General features: G+C 72.9%; 16 protein-coding genes. 6 read left to right on the forward strand and 10 right to left on the reverse strand.

Annotation, left to right across the window (positions count from 1 at the left end):
* Positions 1-105 precede the first annotated feature (105 nt).
* The 7 genes from ACGFML_RS14535 to ACGFML_RS14565 all read right to left on the reverse strand — a co-directional run bounded on the left by ACGFML_RS14535 (position 106) and on the right by ACGFML_RS14565 (position 7,734).
* On the reverse strand, positions 106-318 hold the full coding sequence (locus ACGFML_RS14535) for an EF-hand domain-containing protein (RefSeq protein ID WP_393543498.1): 213 nt from the start codon (positions 316-318) through the stop codon (positions 106-108).
* A gap of 82 nt (positions 319-400) precedes the next feature.
* Complete coding sequence (gene uvrA / locus ACGFML_RS14540) at positions 401-2,854, reverse strand: excinuclease ABC subunit UvrA (protein WP_393543499.1); 2,454 nt, start codon at positions 2,852-2,854, stop codon at positions 401-403.
* 40 nt (positions 2,855-2,894) lie between these two features.
* Positions 2,895-4,232 carry an NAD(P)/FAD-dependent oxidoreductase gene (locus ACGFML_RS14545; protein WP_393543501.1) on the reverse strand — a complete coding sequence of 446 codons (1,338 nt, stop codon included), beginning with the start codon at positions 4,230-4,232 and terminating at the stop codon, positions 2,895-2,897.
* Positions 4,229-4,423, reverse strand: a complete 195-nt coding sequence (locus ACGFML_RS14550) for a ferredoxin (protein ID WP_128511603.1) — start codon at positions 4,421-4,423, stop codon at positions 4,229-4,231. Before ACGFML_RS14550 ends, ACGFML_RS14545 begins: the two co-directional genes overlap by 4 nt.
* 44 nt (positions 4,424-4,467) lie before the next feature.
* Positions 4,468-5,676 carry a cytochrome P450 gene (locus tag ACGFML_RS14555; protein ID WP_393543503.1) on the reverse strand — a complete coding sequence of 403 codons (1,209 nt, stop codon included), beginning with the start codon at positions 5,674-5,676 and terminating at the stop codon, positions 4,468-4,470.
* Between the two features lie 153 nt (positions 5,677-5,829).
* Entirely contained in the window at positions 5,830-6,447 is a 618-nt protein-coding gene (locus ACGFML_RS14560; RefSeq protein WP_393543505.1) for a TetR/AcrR family transcriptional regulator, read from the reverse strand.
* A 111-nt stretch (positions 6,448-6,558) separates the two neighbouring features.
* On the reverse strand, positions 6,559-7,734 hold the full coding sequence (locus tag ACGFML_RS14565) for a CapA family protein (protein ID WP_393543507.1): 1,176 nt from the start codon (positions 7,732-7,734) through the stop codon (positions 6,559-6,561).
* Between the two features lie 402 nt (positions 7,735-8,136).
* Between ACGFML_RS14565 and ACGFML_RS14570 the strand changes: the two genes are divergently transcribed.
* Both ACGFML_RS14570 and ACGFML_RS14575 read left to right on the forward strand, forming a co-directional pair.
* Entirely contained in the window at positions 8,137-8,532 is a 396-nt protein-coding gene (locus tag ACGFML_RS14570; protein ID WP_393543509.1) for an alpha/beta fold hydrolase, read from the forward strand.
* Positions 8,529-8,720, forward strand: a complete 192-nt coding sequence (locus ACGFML_RS14575; protein WP_393543511.1) for a hypothetical protein — start codon at positions 8,529-8,531, stop codon at positions 8,718-8,720. The genes ACGFML_RS14570 and ACGFML_RS14575 overlap by 4 nt, the downstream gene beginning before the upstream one ends.
* 38 nt (positions 8,721-8,758) lie before the next feature.
* Here ACGFML_RS14575 and ACGFML_RS14580 read toward each other — a convergent pair whose 3' ends face one another.
* A complete protein-coding gene (locus ACGFML_RS14580; RefSeq protein ID WP_393543513.1) occupies positions 8,759-9,106 on the reverse strand; it encodes a DUF1330 domain-containing protein in 348 nt (115 codons plus the stop codon).
* Between the two features lie 241 nt (positions 9,107-9,347).
* On the opposite strand from ACGFML_RS14580, the gene ACGFML_RS14585 reads away from it, so the two are divergent.
* The 3 genes from ACGFML_RS14585 to ACGFML_RS14595 all read left to right on the forward strand — a co-directional run bounded on the left by ACGFML_RS14585 (position 9,348) and on the right by ACGFML_RS14595 (position 11,706).
* The gene (locus tag ACGFML_RS14585) at positions 9,348-10,121 is read left to right on the forward strand and encodes a triose-phosphate isomerase family protein (protein ID WP_393543515.1); all 774 of its coding nucleotides are present in this window, start codon (positions 9,348-9,350) and stop codon (positions 10,119-10,121) included.
* A 42-nt stretch (positions 10,122-10,163) separates the two neighbouring features.
* Positions 10,164-10,625, forward strand: a complete 462-nt coding sequence (locus ACGFML_RS14590; RefSeq protein ID WP_393543516.1) for an RpiB/LacA/LacB family sugar-phosphate isomerase — start codon at positions 10,164-10,166, stop codon at positions 10,623-10,625.
* A gap of 67 nt (positions 10,626-10,692) precedes the next feature.
* The gene (locus ACGFML_RS14595; RefSeq protein ID WP_393543518.1) at positions 10,693-11,706 is read left to right on the forward strand and encodes a zinc-dependent alcohol dehydrogenase family protein; all 1,014 of its coding nucleotides are present in this window, start codon (positions 10,693-10,695) and stop codon (positions 11,704-11,706) included.
* Between the two features lie 88 nt (positions 11,707-11,794).
* Here ACGFML_RS14595 and ACGFML_RS14600 read toward each other — a convergent pair whose 3' ends face one another.
* Positions 11,795-13,030 carry an ROK family protein gene (locus tag ACGFML_RS14600; RefSeq protein WP_393543519.1) on the reverse strand — a complete coding sequence of 412 codons (1,236 nt, stop codon included), beginning with the start codon at positions 13,028-13,030 and terminating at the stop codon, positions 11,795-11,797.
* A 181-nt stretch (positions 13,031-13,211) separates the two neighbouring features.
* Complete coding sequence (locus ACGFML_RS14605; RefSeq protein WP_393543521.1) at positions 13,212-14,774, reverse strand: AMP-binding protein; 1,563 nt, start codon at positions 14,772-14,774, stop codon at positions 13,212-13,214.
* Between the two features lie 348 nt (positions 14,775-15,122).
* Here ACGFML_RS14605 and ACGFML_RS14610 point away from each other — a divergent pair, with 348 nt between their 5' ends.
* Positions 15,123-16,961, forward strand: a complete 1,839-nt coding sequence (locus ACGFML_RS14610) for an alpha-L-fucosidase (RefSeq protein ID WP_393543523.1) — start codon at positions 15,123-15,125, stop codon at positions 16,959-16,961.
* Positions 16,962-17,133: the final 172 nt, after the last annotated feature.

Below are 17,133 nucleotides of genomic sequence, written 5' to 3' on the forward strand. Positions count from 1 at the left end.
GTACGGCGCGGCAGCGCCGCCGGCCCCTGGTCACCCGGGGGCCGGCGGCGCTGCGCGGGGCGCGCGAGGCGCACCCTGCCGCCGTGAAGGGGGTGCGGCGGGTGGTCAGCCTTGCAGGGCCGCCCAGAACTCGTCGAAGGACATCGTGCCGTTGCCGTCGCTGTCCTTGACCTTGATGACCGCCTCGGCGACCGGGCCGGTGACGTACGGGTCGCCCATCTCGGCCATCGCCCGCTTGAACTCGTCCGGCGTGACCTGGCCGTCGCCGTCCGCGTCGAACCGGGCGAACGCCGCCTTGGCCTGCTCGATGTCTGCCATCAGAGGTGCCCCCTTCGTGGTGCTGCGCACTGCTGCGCGGTGTTGTTGCCTGGTGATCTGACCTGCGTACATTAGCGGACCGTCAAGATGCCTCCGGCCGCGCCCTCCGCCGGGCCAGGTACGGCGCCGTGCGGCTGCCCGCGGCGGCGGCCACCTCGGCCGGGGCGCCCTCGGCAACGATCCGGCCGCCCTCCGCGCCGCCACCCGGCCCCAGGTCGATGACGTGGTCGGCGCCCGCGACGACCCCCATGTCGTGCTCGACGACCACCACGGTGTTGCCCGCGTCGACCAGTCCGTGCAGCTGGCGCATGAGGACGTCGGTGTCGGCGGGGTGCAGCCCGGTGGTGGGCTCGTCGAGGAGGTAGAGGGTGTGGCCGCGGCGGGCGCGCTGGAGCTCGGCGGCGAGTTTGATGCGCTGGGCCTCGCCGCCGGACAGCTCGGTCGCGGGCTGTCCGAGCCGCAGATAGCCCAGGCCCACGTCCTTCAGGGTGCGCAGGCTGCGGGCGGCGGCCGGGATGTCGGCGAGGAAGACCGCGGCGTCGTCGACGGTCATCGCCAGGACGTCGGCGATGTTCCGTCCCCGGTAGGTGATCTCCAACGTTTCGGGGCGGTAGCGGGCGCCGTGGCAGGCGGAGCAGGGTGCGTACGTGCCGGGCAGGAAGAGCAGCTCGACGGCGACGAACCCCTCGCCCTGGCAGGTCTCGCAGCGGCCGCTGGTGACGTTGAAGGAGAAGCGGCCGGCGGTGTAGCCGCGGGCGCGGGCCTCGTCGGTGGCGGCGTAGACCTTGCGTACGGAGTCGAACAGTCCGGTGTAGGTGGCGAGGTTGGAGCGCGGTGTCCGGCCGATGGGCTTCTGGTCGACGCGCACCAGCCGGTCGATCGCCGCCAGGCCGTCGGCGCCGGTGAGCTGGGCCCGGGCCATCGGTCCGGCCTCCGCCTCGGACGCTTCGGACGGCTCGTCCGGCGCGCCCAGGTGTTCTCGTACCGCCTCGGCGAGGACCCGGGTGACCAACGTCGATTTGCCGGACCCGGAGACGCCGGTGACGGCGGTGAAGACGCCGAGCGGGAACGCGGCGTCCAGTCCGTGCAGGTTGTGCAGGGTGGCGCCGCGCAGGGTGAGCAGGCCGGCGGGGGTGCGCGGGGTGCGGGTGGTGGGCGGTTCGGTGGCGAAGAGGAAGCGGCGGGTGGCGGAGTCGGGGGCGTCCGCGAGGCCGGCGACCGGGCCGCTGTGCAGCACCCGGCCGCCGTGCTCGCCGGCGTGCGGGCCGATGTCGACGATCCAGTCGGCGTGCCGCACCACGTCCATGTCGTGCTCGACGACGAAGAGCGAGTTGCCCGCTTCCTTGAGCCGGCCGAGCACCGTGAGCAGGGCCTCGGTGTCGGCGGGGTGGAGTCCGGCGGACGGCTCGTCCAGGACGTAGACGACGCCGAACAGGCCGGAGCGCAGCTGCGTGGCCAGCCGCAGGCGCTGGAGTTCGCCCGCGGACAGGGTGGGTGAGGGGCGGTCCATGCTCAGGTAGCCGAGGCCGAGTTCGGTGAGCACCTCGATACGGGCCACCAGGTCGCGGGCCAGCGTCGGGGCGGCCTCGTCCTCCCCTCGCGCCGCCGTGGGGCGCAGCAGCTCGGCGAGGGCGCTCAGCGGCATACCGGCGAGGGTGGCGATGTCGTGGCCGCCGAAGGTGACGGCCAGCGCTTCGGGGCGCAGGCGCCGCCCGGCGCACACCGGGCAGGGCTCGGCGACCATGAAGCCCTGGACCCGCTTGCGCAGGGTGTCGCTCTTGGAGTCGGCGAAGGTGTGCAGGACGTACCGCTTGGCGCTCATGTACTGCCCCTGGTAGGGGCGTTGGATCCGGCCCACGTCCCGTACCGGGTGCACGGTGACGACCGGCTGTTCGTCGGTGAACAGGATCCAGTCGCGTGCGGACTGCGGCAGTTCGCGCCACGGCAGGTCGATGTCGTGGCCGAGGGCGGCGAGGATATCGCGAAGGTTCTTGCCCTGCCAGGCGCCGGGCCAGGCGGCGATGGCGCCCTCGCGGACGGCGAGCGACGGGTCGGGGACCAGGGAGTCCTCGGTGACGCGGTGCACGGTGCCCAGGCCGTGGCACTCCGGGCAGGCGCCGGCCGCCGTGTTCGGTGAGAAGGCGTCGGAGTCGAGGCGTTCCGTCGTGCCCGCCGGATAGTCACCGGCGCGGGAGAAGAGCATCCGCAGGGTGTTGGAGAGGGTGGTGACGGTGCCGACGGAGGAGCGGGAGGTCGGCGCGGAGCGCCGCTGTTCGAGGGCGACGGCGGGCGGCAGGCCGGTGATGTCCGCCACCTTCGGGGCGCCGACCTGGTGGATCAGGCGGCGGGCGTAGGGGGCCACCGACTCGAAGTAGCGGCGCTGCGCCTCGGCGTAGAGCGTGCCGAAGGCGAGCGAGGACTTGCCCGATCCGGACACCCCGGTGAACGCGACCAGCGCGTCCCTCGGGATGTCCACGTCGATGGTGCGGAGGTTGTGCTCACGGGCGCCGCGCACCCGTACGTACGAGTCGGCCATCCCTCCATGATCGGGCACAGTCCTGCCTGATCCGGCACCGTCAGCCGGTGGCCGTCGCGGCGGCGATCCGCTCGCGCGCCTCCTCCCAGGCCACGGGCGTCGCGATCACCGCGCGCAGGGCGCGGACCTGGCGGGGCGGCAGCCCGGTGGCCAGGACGCCGACGGCCTGCCCCGCGCGCCCGAAGAGGGCGACGGTACGGCGCCGGTCCCGGTCGAGCACCGTGGTCTCGACCCGGTCGGCGCCCGCGGTCGGCCCGTACGCCTGGACCTTGACGGTGTACTGGTCGGACCAGAAGTACGGCACCGGGGCGAACGGGCGGCGCTCCTGGGGGGCCGCGCCCGCCACGCCCTCCGTGGCCAGCTCGGCCAGCAGGTTCCGGGCGGCGGCCATCCCCTGTTCGCTGGCGTTCATCCGGTGCTCGAAGCGCAGCGGCCGGCCGTGCACCGGGTGGTCCCACCGGGCCACGTCACCCGCCGCGTAGATGCCGGGGGCCGCGGCGCAGTACGCGTCGCAGCGCAGGCCGTCGGAGGTGTCCAGGGCCGGGTCGGCCAGCCAGCCGACGGCGGGCGTGGAGCCGATGGCCAGCAGGACGGTGTCGGCGGGCAGCAGGGTGCCTCCCCCTCCCCCGGCGACTACGCCCCCATTGCCGGGGGTGCCTCCGTCGGCCAGCCGTACGCCGGTGACCACCCCCTCCGCGTCCGCCTCGAAGCCGTCCACCACTCCGGTCAGCAGCCGCACACCGCGCGCCCGGTGCTCCTCGGCGAGCAGCTCGCCCACCTCGGGGCCGACGGCGGCGGCCATCGGTATCGGGTCGACGCCGACGAGTGTGACGTCGTGTCCCAGTTCCCGTGCCACCGCTGCCGCTTCGCAGCCCAGGACGCCGTTGCCGACGATCACCAGGCGGTGCCCGGTGCCGGTCAGCCGGGCGCGCAGGGCCAGGGCGTCGTCGAGGGTGCGCAGGGTGTGCACGCCGGCGGTGCGGTGGGCGCCGGGCAGCGTACGGGCCGCCACGCCGGTGGCGACGATCACTCCGGCGCAGGCGAGCCTCTCCCGCTCTCGACCTCGCTCGAGCGGGGGGACCCCCATGCCCCCGTCGAGGGTGACGGTGCGGGTGGCGGCGTCGAGGCCGGTCGCCCGGGTGCCGAGCCGCAGGTCCAGGGCGAGCGGTGCGAGCTGCTCCTCGGTGCGGAGCAGCAGGCGCTCGGGCTCCCACTGGCCGTGCAGCAGCTGTTTCGACAGCGGAGGCCGGTCGTACGGCAGATGCGGCTCGTCGCCGATCAGGGTGAGCGGGCCGGTCCAGCCGGAGCGGCGCAGTGCCTCGGCGGCGGCGAGTCCGGCCGCGGAGGCGCCGACGATCGCGATGGGCAGGCCGGTCATGCGTGGACCTCGATGACGGCGGCCGGGCAGATGGCCGCCGCTTCGCGCACCGCGTCGTGCTGTTCGGCGGGCGGCTCGGCGTCGAGGAGGACGACGACGCCGTCCTCGTCGCGCTGGTCGAAGACCTCGGGGGCGATCAGTACACACTGACCGGCGGCGCAGCACTTGTCGGCGTCAAGGGTGATCTTCATGGTGGGAACTCCGTGGGGTGGGGCGGTGGGTGGGGTGGGACCGGTCACCAGGTGACGGGCAGCGCATGGCAGCCGTAGATCGACATGTCGGTGCGGAAGGGGATCTCCTCGACCGGCACGGCGGGCCGCATCGTGGGGAAGCGACGCAGCAGGGTGCCGATCACCACCTGGAGTTCGACGCGGGCCAGCGCCTGACCCAGGCACTGGTGGATGCCGTAGCCGAAGGCGACGTGGTGCTGGGCGTTGGGACGGCAGATGTCGAGGCGGTCGGCGTCGGCGAAGACGCTCTCGTCGCGGTTGGCGGACGGTACGGCCGCGACGACGCCTTCGCCGGCGCGGATGAGGTGCCCGTCGATCTCGATGTCGGCGGTGGCGACGCGGCGCGGGCCGTTGCGGATGATGCTGTGGAAGCGCAGCAGTTCCTCGACGGCGCCGCGGATCAGGCCGGGGTCCTGGCGCAGCCGCTCGGCAGACTCCGGGTCGCGCATCAGGGTGAGCGCGCTGAGGCCGATCATGTTGGCGGTGGTCTCGTGCCCCGCGATGAGGAGCAGCGCGGCGAACGCGGCCACGTCGTCGTGGGTGATCTCGCCGGTCCGCTGCTGTTCGACGATCAGCCGGCCGAGGATGTCGTCGCCCGGGTCCGCCTCCTTGGCGGTCACCAACCGGTCGAGGTAGTCGCGCAGTTCGCGGCGTGCGATCTCGCGTTCGGCGTCCGGGACGGTACGGGAGAGCAGCGTGCCGGTGAGGCTCTGGAAGACGTCGTGGTCGTCGTAGGGGACGCCGAGCAGCAGGCTGATGACGAGCGAGGGCACGGGCAGGGCCAGCGACTCGACGAGGTCCACCGGGCCCTGTGTGCGCTCCATCGCGTCGCAGAGCTCGTCGGTGATGCGCTGGATCTCCGGGCGCAGCGCCTCGACCCGCTTGACCATGAATTCCCGGGTGACCATGCGGCGCAGCCGGGTGTGCTCGGGCGGGTCCATGCGGATGAAGCCGCGGTTCTCGGTGGTGGCGCCGCCGGTCATGCCGCTGAGGGGGTAGCCGGGGACGGTGGTGTCGGAGCTGAAGCGGGTGTCGCCGAGGATCGCGCGGATGTCGCTGTAGCGGGTGGCCAGCCAGGCCCAACTGCCGTCCGCGAGCGAGACCTTGGAGATCGGCTCCTCGGTGCGCAGGGTGCCGAATTCGGCGGGCGGATCGAAGGGGCAGCCGGCCGGGGGCTGGACGGGGAGCGGTGCGGGTGCGGTGGAAAGAGTCATCTCGCTCATCTCGCTTCGTGCGCGCACACCGGCGGGGCGTGCGTCATGAGTCGAACGTTCGCCTAACAACCGTAAGCTTACATGTGTAATACACAGATAAGCGTGTCCCGGGTGCCGGCCGGGGCTCACCGGCCGCGCAGGAGAAGGGGTGACTCAGCGCTCGAGCAGCAGCTGAAGGATCTCGTCCACGAACCGGTCCAGCCGGCTGGCGTCCTTCTGGCTCGGCATGACCTGCCAGAGCATGACCCGGCCGTGCACCGACGACCACAGCACGTACGGTGCCTCGGTGCGCGAGCCGCGCACCCGCCAGCCGGCTTCCTCGCAGGCGGTCAGGGCGTCGTGGAAGCCGCGCACCAGCGGCCCGGCCGGATGCCCGGCCAGCCGCTCCGGGCCGACCGGCGTCTGCCGGGTCTCGTAGAGCAGGCGGTAGGTGGCGGGGTGCCCGATGGCGTAGCGGCAGTACGCGCGCAGCTGGGCGCGGAGCCGGGCGACGGGGTCGTCCGGCGCCTTCGCGGCGGCATCGGCCATCGCCTGGCCGAGCCGCTCGTAGCTGACCTCCATCGTCGCCCAGACCAGTTCGGTCTTGTCGGCGAAGTGGCGGTAGATGCTGGGCGCGGCGACCCCCGCCTCGCGGGCCACCGCGCGCAGCGACAGGGCGTCCTCGCTGCCGACCTCCTCCAGGAGGCGTTCGGTGGCGCGCAGCAGCTCCTCACGCAGACGCTCGCCCTGTCCGCGCGGATTGCGGGGCCGGGCGGCCGCACTCTCGCTCACTGCCCTGGCCCTCCTTGGACTCACCGATGTCCGGCCGGCACTCGATCCGGCACGTGACCAGGGTTTCATACCCCGCGGACGAGCCGCACCGGAGCGGCCCGGGGCCGCCGTTCACCTTCCCGCCGTCAGCCCGTCGGCGCGGGCGCCCCGGCTGAGCACCGCCTTGCGGATCGCCTTGCGGACGTCCCCATGGCCTTCGGTGCCGGCGAGATTGCGCACCCGCAGCGGCGGGCCCAGCACCGTCAGCTGCGGGATGTACTCGGCCCGGGTGACCTGCCAGCGCTGCCCGGCCCGGTCGGGCGGGGCGAACCGGAAGCGGGCGAGGGTGCCCCAGTTGCCCTCCGGCTTCCTCATGGCGCCGGAGATCTGGTTGCCGAGGCCGTAGACGACCCAGGTGCCGTTGACCTTCTCGTACGGCTGGGGGGTGTGCGCGTGGGTGCCGACGATCAGGTCGATGTCGGGGCGGCCGCCGGTCTTCGAGGCGGTGAGCGCGCGGGCGAGCTGGACCTGCTGAGCCGTGGGGGCGGTCCGGTACTCCGCGCCCCAGTGCGGACTGACGACCACGACGTCGGCACCGGCCCGGCGGGCCGCCCGCGCATCGTCGATGATCTTCTTCACGTTGAGCAGGTTGACCGTCCAGGGCGCGGACGCCGGGCGGCGCTTCTGGTCGGTGCCGTAGGTGTACGCGAGCTGGGCCACCCGGGCGCCGCCGTCGGAGCGCAGCAACGCGGGCCGCGTGCCCTCGGCTTCGTCGCGCCCGGAGCCGACGTGCCGCAGCCCGACCGTGTCCATGGCCTCCAGGGTGCGGCTCACCCCCGGGACTCCCTGGTCCAGCACATGGCTGGAGGCGGTGGAGCACGAGTCGTAGCCGGTCGCCTTCAGGGCCGTGGCCAGCTGCGGCGGCGCCTGGTAGACGGGATAGCCGGTGAACGGCCCGGACAACGGGCCGAGCGGAGCCCCCAGATGACACAGCGCCAGATCCGCCCCGGCGATGACCGGCTGCACGCCCTCGAGCATCGGCCGGTAGTCGTAACCCGCGTCCACGGCATCGCGGTGCGCCGTGTCGAGGACGTCGGGGGCGGAGGGAATGGTGTCCCCCGAGGCGACCAGGGTGAAGGACCGGGCGACCTTGGTCATCGGGGCGCCCGCGTTGCCCCGCGGCTTGGCCTTGGCGAGTGGCGCCCGGGCTCCCTGCGGGGCCGGGTGCGGGGTGCGGGGCGGGCCACCGCAGCCCATGGCCAGCGCGCCGATCAGGGCGACGGCCGCATACCGTGTAGAGGCGCTCATCCCCGACACATACCACCACCTTCCTGGGTATTTCACCCCTGCCGCCTCGGAGACCACCGCGCTCCCCCGGACGGCCCCGGCCGCACGCCCCCGCCGTGCAGCGCCCGGACGGCGCAGACCTCGGGCGGCGCCCGGGTCCGCGTCCGGCGCTCGGCGGCCCCTCCGGGCGCGCTCCCGCGCGGCCGCCGAGGCGCTGCGCGCGGGCCCGGCGTGCGCGCCCCCAAGGCCGGCGGCACGGCCGGCGACACGAGGCGCGGACCACGCGCCGCGCAGCGGTCGGTCGGCGTCATGTCGCATGGGATGAACCGGAGTTGACGTGTATTCAGGTGTGGCTGGGCAGGTCGGACCACGGCGGGCGAGGGGCCCTGTGCCGGGGCGACCCGGCCTCTACGGTGGAGCCGCATGACCCCTTCCCGACTTCCGGACCACGAGCCCGTCCCCCACCAGGACCGCGACCCGCTCCATGTGACGGTGTGGGACGAGGCGACGCCGGGCGCACCGCGAGCCGTTCTGGTGCACGGCACGATGAGCTGGGGCACCCGGCGCTTCGCGGCCCAGCGGCCACTGGCAGCGTCGTTCCGGCTGGAGCTGGTCGACCGGCGCGGCTTCGGCGACAGCCCCGCGACCACCCGCAGCGACTACGCGGTCGACGCCGAAGACGTCGGCCGGCTCGTGGGGCGCGGCGCCCACCTGGACTGCTGCGTGCAGTTCGCTCCGCGATGCGCGAACGGCCGGTGTGGGACGCCCGGATCCCCCTCGGGCCGCCGGCCGAGGCGCAGTTGCCCAAGGTCGTGGTGAACGGCACCTGGGAGAGTGCGCACCCGGAGTACCGGGCGTTCAGCGGCGAGGCGCTGATGGCCTGCGGCGCGTACGTCGCCGACGCGATCGGCGCCCGCCACGTGCGGGTGAGCGGCGCCGACCACGCCCCGCACCAGGACCGGCCGGAGGAGATGAACGCCCTGCTCACGCGGGTGTGGCAGAGCTGAGGCGGACCGGACCGGTGCGGGCCGATGCGCCTCCAGGGCTACCCGGCGGCCGCGGCCCGGCGTTCCGCGGCGGTCTTCGACGCGTCGTAGTCGTCGCCGACCCCCGGCACGAGCACCACGTCGCCCGCGATGTGGCGGGTGCGCAGCGGCAGGATCTCCTGATAGGCGGGCGAGTCGTACCAGGCGCGGGCCCGGTCCGTGCCGGGGAACTCGATGACGACGACAAAGCCCGGCCAACTGCCCTCCACCACCTCGACCTTGGCGTTGTGCACACGGAAGCGGCCGCCGAACGGTTCCATGGTGGCCTGGATCCGGTCGAGATAGCGGGCGATGTCGGGGTGCGGTGCGGTGGTCGGCCGCAGGTGGGCGATGGCGTATGCGGTCATGGGGGCTGCCTTTCTCTCGGGGACGGTGCGGTGCCCGTCCCGCGGCCCACGCTTCCAGGAGCCGCCGGCGTGGTCGATTACCTCCGGGGTCATTGCGGGCGGGCGGTGACTACCGAGCCACCCGCCGACCGGCCGCCGGCTGCAGGGTCACCGGAAGCGCAAAAATCACAGAGATCGCGTGAAGTTAACGTCTTGATTTGAGAACATCACATGTGGTGTTGTTTGAAGCATCATGAACGACGTGATCCCTGAGAACTCGCCGTCCGCCGCGCCCCCGCGCCCGATCGTCGGCGTCTCGCTGAAGCTCTACTTCGGCCTGGCGCAGACCCGGACCTGGCTCGCGCGGGTGGCCGCGCTCGACGAGACGCTGGCCACGCTCCCCCGCCCCGTCGACCTCTTCGTCCTGCCGTCCTTCCCCGCCCTCGCGGACGCCCGCGAGCTGCTGGCCGGCACCCGTGTCGGCTTCGGTGCGCAGGACGTGCACTGGGCCGACGGCGGGGCCTGGACCGGTGAGGTGTCCGCCGGAATGCTCGCCGAGGCGGGCGCACGCTATGTCGAGGTCGGGCACGCCGAGCGCCGCCGGCACTTCGGCGAGACGGACGAGACGGTGGCCGCCAAGACCCGGGCGGCCACCCACGCCGGCCTGGTGCCCGTCATCTGCGCAGGTGAACGGCGTGCCGAGGATCTCGACGCGGCCGTCGAGGAAACGCTGACCCAGGTCCGGGCCGCGCTGGCCGGGGCCGCGCCGGGCAGTGAGGTCGTCCTCGCGTACGAGCCGATCTGGGCGATCGGCGCCCGCGAGGCGGCACCCGCCCGGCACGTCCGCACGGTGGCCGCCGCCCTTCGCGGCGCGCTGCGCGATCACGACGTGACCGGACGGCTGATCTACGGCGGGACGGCCGGGCCCGGCACATACGGCGCACTCGCCGGAGCCGTCGACGGGCTGTTCCTGGGCCGGCTGGCCCATGACCCGGAGGGCCTGCGCAAGGTCCTCGAAGAGATCTCCGTCTGCTGACATCCCCTGGCTCCGGCCGCCGACACCCCTAGGGAGACCCCCGTGCAGAACACCCACCCCATTGCGATCGGCGCAGACAACGCCGGGATCGCCATGAAGGACGCGATGGTCGCCTATCTCACCGGACACGGCTATCCGGTGACCGATATGAGCGCCGGAGCCGCCGAGGACTATCCGGACGTGGCCGAACGCGTCGCGCAGAGCGTGGCCCGCGGCGAGCACGCGCGTGCCGTGCTCATCTGCGGTACCGGCATCGGCATGGCCATCGCCGCCAACAAGGTCCCCGGCATCCGCGCCGCGCAGATCCCGGACAGCTACAGCGCCGAGCGGGCGCGTAAGTCCAACGACGCGCAGATCGCCTGCTTCGGCAACCGCACCATGGGGGTGGAGGCGGCGCTGGTGTGCCTGCAGCACTGGCTCGTGTCCGACTTCGCGGGCGGCGGTTCGGCTCCCAAGGTCGAGAAGATCATGCAGGTCGAGTCCCGCAATCTGCGCGCGGCCTGAGCGGCCCCCGCACCCGACCCACCCCCTCTCGATCCACCAACTCCCCCTCCGAAAGGCGGTCCCTGCCATGCGCGCCGTAGTCATCGAGGAACCGGAGCGGCTCTCCGTCACCACCGTCGCCGATCCCACGCCCGGCCCCGGCGAGGTGGTCGTCAAGGTCGCCGCCGCCGGTCTGTGCGGTACCGATGTGCACATGCTGGCGGGCGAGTTCGGGCCGACGCGCTACCCGGTGATACCCGGGCACGAGTTCGCCGGCGAGATCGTCGCCGTGGGCGCGGGCGTCACGGACTTCGCCGAGGGCGAGGCCGTCGCCGCCGACCCCGCGATCTACTGCGGCGCCTGTCACTTCTGCGCCATCGGCCGCGGCAATCTCTGCGAGCGGTGGGGCACCATCGGCATCACCGTCGACGGCGCCTGCGCCGAATACGTCAAGGTGCCGGCCCGCAACTGCTACCGGCTGCCCGAGACCGTCGCACTCGCCCACGCCCCGCTCATCGAGCCGCTGTCGACCATCGTCCGCGGCTTCGACATCGTCGCCCCCAAGCTCGGCGACAACTTCCTGATCTACGGCGCGGGCACCATGGGCCTGCTCTACCTCCAGGTCGCCCAGCGCTCCGGCGCCGCCTCGGTCTCGGTCGTCGACATCAACGAGGAGCGGCTGGCGGTGGCCCGTAAGCTCGGCGCCGATGCCGTCGCCACCAGCGCGGACGCGCTGATCGCCGGCCATCCGCGCGGCTGGGAGGTGGTCACCGACTGCACCGGCAACATCCGGGCCATCGAGGACGGCCTGACCCGGCCGGTGCGCGGCGGCACCTTCCAGCAGTTCGGCTGCGCCCCCGATCAGGAGCTGGCGCGCTTCTCACCGTTCCGCATCTACAACGACGAGATCCGGATCGTGGGCAGCATGGCGATCCTGCACAGCTACGGCCGTGCCGTGGAGCTGCTCGGCAAGGGCGTCATCGACTCGGACACGATGATCACGCACCGCTTCGGCCTGGACTCGTACGCCACCGCCCTGGACACGTTCCGGCAGGGCACCGGCCGCAAGCTGCAGATCGTCCCGGATGCGTCGGTGGCGTAGCGGCGCTGCGGCCGTCGGCACACGCCGCCGCGACGATGCCACTGCCGGGGGGAGGGGAGCGGTCGGCCCGCTCCCCCCGGGCCGACCGTCAGGCCGTACCGCCCGCGGCCAGAAACCGCTCGACCGGCAGGGTCGCCGCCCCCAGCGCCACCGCATCCGGGCCGAGCCGGCACAGTTCCACGGTGCTGCGCTGGTACGGATGCCGTAGCGCCTGACCGGCCACCACCTCGCGGATCTGCGGGAGCAGCCGGGCGCCGAGCAGCAGCCCGGCCCAGCCGCCGAGGATGATGCGCCGCGGGTTGAAGAGATTGACCAGATTGGCGATGCCGGCGCCGAGATAGCCGGCGGTCTCGTCCAGGACCCGGCGGGCCGCGGCGGAGTCGTCCGCGCCCGCGACGAGGGCGGCCAGCGCGGATTCCTCGTCGGCGCCCGGTGCGGGGCGGCCGCGGCGGGCCTGGTGGTAGCGGTCCAGGATCGCCTCGGCGCCGACGTACGCCTCGAGGCAGCCGCGGCCCCCGCAGCGGCAGCGCCGCCCGCCGACCTGGACGACGGTGTGGCCCCACTCCCCGGCGCTGCTGGTGGCACCGCGGTAGAAGCCGCCGTCGGCGACGACGGCGGCCCCGACCCCGGAGCCGATCAGCGCGATCACGGCATGGTCGGTGCCCCGGCCCGCGCCGAACCACATCTCCGCCTGGCCGAGCGTGGTGGCGCCGTTGGCGATGTGCAGCGGAAGGCCGGTGCCCGGGTGGGCGGCGGTGCCGTCCCGTAGCAGCCGGCCGAGCGGCACCGCGTCCCAGGCGAAGGTCTGGCCGTGCACCAGCGCGCCGCCCCCGCTCGCCCCGGTGTGCTCGACGATGCCGGAAACGGCCACTCCGACGCCGAGAATGTCGGCCGGGTCGACGGCGGCGGCCGCGATCACCTCGTCCAGCCCGGCCAGGATCCGCTCCACCACCGGGCCGACGTCGTGGCAGCCGCTCTCCAACGGGTGGTCGGCCGTGGCCCGTTCGTTCATCGCCAGGTCGTACAGCTCGACCCGGACCCGGGTCTCGCCGACGTCCACCCCGATGACACGGTGCCGTCCGGGATCGACCCGTAACAGGATCCGGGGCCGCCCGCCGTCGGAGTCGACCGCCCCGGCCTCCACCACGACGCCCTCGTCGAGGAGTCGGCCGACGACCGTGGAGACCGTGGTGAGGCTCAGCCCGGTACGGACACCGAGGTCGTGTCTGCTCAGCGGTCCGTCGAAATACAGGGACCACAGCAGCACCGAGCGGTTCCCGCGCCGCAGGTCCCTGGTCGTGGTCCGTCTCCGGTCAGCCGCCATGGGCCTCTCCTGTCCCTTCGGCCCCCGGCGCCACATCATCGTTCCCCGGCGTCACATCATTCGAGAGGCGTCAAAAGGGTGTCAAGAGGTCTGCGGCAATGCCCGATTGCACGGCCCCGGGCCGCCGGCGGCGCCCGGACGCCGTCCGGGGCGGCGGGGCCCCGGCACCCCACCCCCCCCGTCAGATCACCCCGTCCCGGCCCGCCCAGTACGGATCCCGCAACCGGCGTTTGAACAGCTTCCCCGACTCGTCCCGCGGCAGCCGTTCCTCGAACACCACGGCCCGGGGCACCTTGTACCGCGCCAGCCGCCCGGCGACGTGGTCGCGTACCTCCTCGGCTCCCAGCACCACGCCCGGCTCGGTCTCCAGATGGGCGACGAGCACCTCGCCGAACTCCTCGTCCGGGATGCCGAACACGGCCGCGTCCCGCACCCCGTCGAGGGAGAGCAGGCAGCCCTCGATCTCGGCGGGGTAGATGTTGACGCCGCCGGAGATGACCATGTCGTTGCGGCGGTCGCTGAGGTAGAGGTAGCCGTCCGCGTCGAGGTGGCCGATGTCGCCGATGGTGACGTATCCGGGGCGGCCCGGCGCTTCCATCGCGGCGCGCTTGGCCGGGTCGCCGAGGTAGGTGAACTGCGGCCAGTTGTCCGACGGCCGGAGGTAGATCTCGCCGGTGGCACCCGTCGGCACCGGCTCGCCGTCGGACCCGAGGACCACGACCCCGCAGGTCCCCTCCGCCCGGCCCACCGTACCGGGGTGGGCCAGCCACTCCGGGCTGTCGCACCAGGTCACGGCCCCGGTCTCGCTGCCCCCGTAGTACTCCCGCAGCACCGGTCCCAGCCAGTCGATCATGGCGTGTTTGATGTACGGCGGGCAGGGCGCCGCGGCATGCACCACCGAGGTGAGCGAGCTCAGGTCGTAGCGCTCCCGTACGTCCTTGGGCAGCCTCAGCAGCCGTACGAACATCGTGGGGACCACCTGCGCCTGCTCGATGCGGTGCCGCTCGACCAGTCGCAGGAACTCCTCGGCGTCGAAGCGCGGCATGAGGGTGATGTCCAGTCCGGCGGCGAGCGCAAGCACCGCGTGCTGGCTGGGCGAGGCGTGGTAGAGCGGGGCGGGGATGAGCGTCCGGCCTCCCGGGGCCACGGCGAAGTACTCCAGGAAGGACCGCACCGCGTCGGCGAGGCGCTCCTGGGGGACGGGGGCGCGCAGAACTCCCTTGGGACGACCGGTGGTTCCCGAGCTGTAGATCACGGTGGGCGGACGGTCCGCGGCGGCCTGGGCCAGTGGCTCGTATTCCATCAGCCAGGTGTCCAGGAGGGGGTGGGCGCCGCTGGTGGGCTGCGGGGCGAGGCCGCACGCGGCCGCAACGCCGTCCGGGACCGGGACCTCGATGATCCGTACCCCCGCGGGAAGGACGGCGGTCACCGCCGCCACCATGTCGCTGTGCACCAGGACGGCCTTGCTGCCGCTGTCCGTGAGCACATGTCGTAGATCGTCGTGCTTGAAGTGCCAGTTGACGGGCACCGCGGAGGCTCCCAGCTGGGCGGCCGCAGCGGTGATCTCCAGATACGCGGGTTCGTTGCGCATCACGACGGCGATGCGGTCTCCGGGCCCGATGCCCGTGTCCCGTAAGCCGGTCGCTATCCGTCCGGCGCGTTCGAGGAACTCGGCATAGCCGCGTTCATGGCCCCCCGAGCGAATGGCGGGCGCGGTGGCGGGCGGGACGACGGTGTCGGACATGGTGCCTCCCCTGCAAGTCGGCCGCGCCCATTGAACAGGCTGTCCCGTCCGTGTTCCAGACCGCTGACGCGCGGTCACGGTGGACGCACTCCCCCGATTCGCCCTCCCGGCGCCTCTCTTACATCCGAGGTATCACCATGTCAGTGGCGCGATAAACCCTCAACTGCCCGCCTCCTTAGGGGACTTCCGGCGCGTGTCATCCGATGTTTCTCTCCTCCCAGGTCTTCCGGTCCGGGCGTCGGGGCCTGCACCATGCGGGGTGGCACAGAGGCAACAGAGGCGTACGCACGACCCCTGGACCGCATCACCGACCGAGCACCGACCGACTCACGACCGAAGGAGCCCGTCATGCACCACCGCAGAAGACGTCTTCGGCTACTGGGCGTGGTGGCAGCGCTGAGCGCCTTGCTGCCGACCGTCGGCAATCCCGTGACCGCCGCCGCGAAGCCGCCCGCCCCGACCCGGCCCGCCGCAGGCCCCGGCACCAACCACGCCACCGACGACCCGTTCACCGCCGAGCGCACCTCCTGGTGGCGCCAGGACCGCTTCGGGATGTTCATCCACTTCGGGGCGTACTCCAACCTGGAGGGCGAGTACACCCGGCCCGACGGCACCGTCTGCCGCAACGCCGAGTGGATCAAGCGCGAATGCGCGATTCCGAACGACGCGTACGAGAAGCAGGCCGCCACCTTCAACCCGGCCGACTTCGACGCCGAGGCGATCGTCAAGGCCGCCAAGGACGCCGGTCAGCGCTACATCGTCATCACCGCCAAACACCATGACGGCTACGCGATGTGGCCGACCCGGCAGAACACCTGGAATCTGCGCGACCACTCCTCCTTCGACCCGCACCGCGACATCCTCGCCGAGCTGAAGACGGCGGCCGACGCGGCCGGCATCAAGCTCGGCTTCTACTACTCGATCTGGGACTGGCACGACCCCGACTTCGCCGATCCGGAGACCTTCCCGCGCTACAAGAAACGGATGTACGGCCAGCTCGAAGAGCTGGTCGACACCTACGACCCGGCGCTGCTGTGGTTCGACGGCGAGTGGGACGCCGACAACCCCGCCAACACCTGGTCCCGTCGGGACGGGGCCGATCTCCAGGCGTATCTGCACGGCCTCGACCCCAAGTTGATCGTCAACAACCGGGTCGGCAAACGCGAGGTCGTCGACGGCGACTTCGGCACACCGGAACAGGAGATCCCCACCGAGCCGGTCGACGGGCAGCTGTGGGAGAGCTGCATGACGCTCAACGACCACTGGGGCTTCGCCAGGTACGACACCCACTGGAAGTCGTCGGCGACGATCGTCCGCAACCTTCTCCAGGTGGCCGCCCGCGGTGGCAACTACCTCCTCAACGTCGGCCCGGACAGCCGCGGCCACATTCCCCAAGCCTCCGTGGACCGGCTGCGCGAGACCGGCCGGTGGCTGGGCGCGCACGGCCAGGGCGACGCGGTGTACGGGGCCGGGCACACCGGACTGGTCGCGGAACCGGCCTGGGGCGCGGTCTCCCGGCGGGGCGACGAGCTCTACGCCTCCGTCCTGTCCTGGCCCGCCCCCGGCAAGCCGCTGCACCTCACCGCCAAGGCCCCCTTCACCGTCACCGCGGCGACGGTCCTGGGCAGCTCCCAGCGCGTGGCGGTCACTGCGGCCGGCGACGGTTTCGACCTCACCCCGTCCGGCGCGGCCACCGATCCCGCCGCGAGCGTCCTCCGGCTCACCATCAAGCCGCCGCCGGCCGCCCCGGCCGGCACCGGCACCGGGCTGACGGCGCAGAGCTGGGCCAACGACTCCTTCACCGGCCCACCCTCGGTGACCACCGTCGACCCGACCGTGAACAAGTCCTACCGCTTCGACGGCTCCCCGGACCCCACGATCCCCGCCGACCACTTCAGCACCCGCTGGACCGGCAGCATCCAGCCGCGCTTCGACGAGACGTACACCCTGACGACGGTCTCCGACGACACCGTGCGGCTGTGGATCGACGGCAGACCGGTGATCGACAGCGCCACTCCGCACGGCCCGAGGGTCGACAAGGGGACCGTCGCCCTCACCGCCGGGCACCGTCACCGCATCCGGATCGACTACACCGAAGGCACCGGCGAGGCCCACCTGAAACTTCTCTGGTCCAGCCCCAGCCGGCCGCAGCAGATCGTGCCGCAGCGTCAGCTCCACACCCGCTGACCGCCGCCGCTCCACGGTGCCGGCCGGCGCCGTGGAGCGGCCGTGGGTGCGCCCTCAAGAAATTCCCGTCCGGTTTGGCCCGATCGGGTCAATGGGGCTCTGCGGAGCGGGCCCGGCCCGCGCGCCGTGCGCCGCCGCGCCCCGCTGCCTGCGCCCCCTCCTATCCTCGGGG

The sequence above is a fragment of the Streptomyces sp. NPDC048650 genome (assembly GCF_043199095.1).
GTDB lineage: Bacteria > Actinomycetota > Actinomycetes > Streptomycetales > Streptomycetaceae > Streptomyces.